Origin of the sequence: Micromonospora sp. CNB394 (assembly GCF_000374985.1) — a bacterium.
Classification (GTDB): domain Bacteria; phylum Actinomycetota; class Actinomycetes; order Mycobacteriales; family Micromonosporaceae; genus Micromonospora; species Micromonospora marina.
On the sequence record NZ_KB895906.1, the window covers coordinates 1 to 1,462 of the forward strand.

Sequence of the window (1,462 nt, forward strand, 5' to 3'; positions counted from 1 at the left end):
GGATGATCGGGAAACCATCAAGTCCGGTTCGGCGGGAGGCCACACGGAAAAGGGCCAGCTCACGCTGGCACCTCGCCGCGTGGCCGACCCAACCCGCCTGGCACAACGCCTTCAACCGGCTCCAACGCTGCTACGAACGCAACGAGACAGTCATCGACGCCTACTCCGACCTCGCCGACACCATCATCACCCTACGCAGCCTCATCCGACAGGCATGGACCCTCTACCGATGGGACTCCCGCCCCACCCGCCGACCATGACCTTGACCAATCTGCGCGACCTCTAACTACCGTCGGCTGGTTGTACCCGTAGTGGTAGGTCTGGGTGAACGAGGTCCCCAGCGCCTGCGGCACCGGGTCCGGAGTGGTGAACCGGCCACTGCCCGCGTCGTAGTCGCGGGCTCGGACGTCGTAGAGCCCGTTCTTCTGGTCGAGATACTGTCCGTGGAACCGCAGCGGGTTGTTGGCGTACGTGCCGCTGCTGGTCACCACCTCACCGAACGGGTCGATGGTGGCGCTACCGGTCAAGGCGGTGGCGCTGGCCAGGTCCGTCACCGAGCCCTGGTAGTCGTCCAGCAGCCAGGCCGGAGTGGCCGCGACGGTGTCGGCGAAGGCGCTGCCCAGTTGCCCCTGTGGCTCTTCCCACCACTTGTGGGTCAGCGTGCCCGAGCCGTTCTTCTCCTCCACCCGGGTGGGCAAGCCGAGGGTGTAGACCGTCCAGGTGGCGTCGGTGGAGGCGTTGACGGTTCGGCCGATCCGGTTGCCGTCCTCGTCATAGTCGTAACCGACGGCGGGCCCGGTCGGCGGTTGGACACGGCGCAGGTTGGCGTCGAGCCCGTATCCGTAGGTCGTGGTGCCGGCTGGCCCGGTCTCGGTCGCCAGCGCGCCGTTGGCGTTGTACGTCAGGGTCGTGGTTGCCCCGTTGACGGTCCGGCCGGTCGGCCGGTCATCGTCGTCGTAGGCGTAGCTGGTGGTGCTGGTGCTACCGGACTGCGTCGTGACCTTGCTCATGCGGTTGCCGTTGTGGTCGTACCCGTAGCTGGTCTGCGGATCGGTCGCGGCGCAGGTCGTCCCTGCGGCCGGCCGGCACACCCGGGTGACCTGGCCGACGTCGTCGTACGAGTAGATCGCCCGGGACGTGCTCCCGCCCCGAGTGGTGGTCACCGTGTCCGGTGCGCCGGCCAGATTTCGGGTGACGTCCTGACTGACCAGCGTCGTGCTGCCAGACGTGTGCGCCACCCGGGTCGGCGAGCCGGCCCGGTCATAGGTGTAGGCGCTGGACGGGCCGCCCTGACGGGTGACGCTCGTCCGGTTACCCGCCACGTCGTAGCCGTAGCTGACCTGCCAACTCGTGGCGCCGCTGGTGAGCTGAAGTTCCCCCTGCGGACCGGACACCCTGAGCCCAGACAGCGGTCTGGGGAAGGATGTCCTGGTGGCACGTTCATCGAAGTACCCCGAGCAGT

1 protein-coding gene is annotated in these 1,462 nt (G+C 67.9%); it reads right to left on the reverse strand.

Going from position 1 to position 1,462, the window contains the following annotated elements; genetic code table 11:
- Positions 1-191: 191 nt before the first annotated feature.
- Positions 192-1,394, reverse strand: a complete 1,203-nt coding sequence (locus C569_RS0129485) for an RHS repeat protein (RefSeq protein WP_018789281.1) — start codon at positions 1,392-1,394, stop codon at positions 192-194.
- Positions 1,395-1,462: the final 68 nt, after the last annotated feature.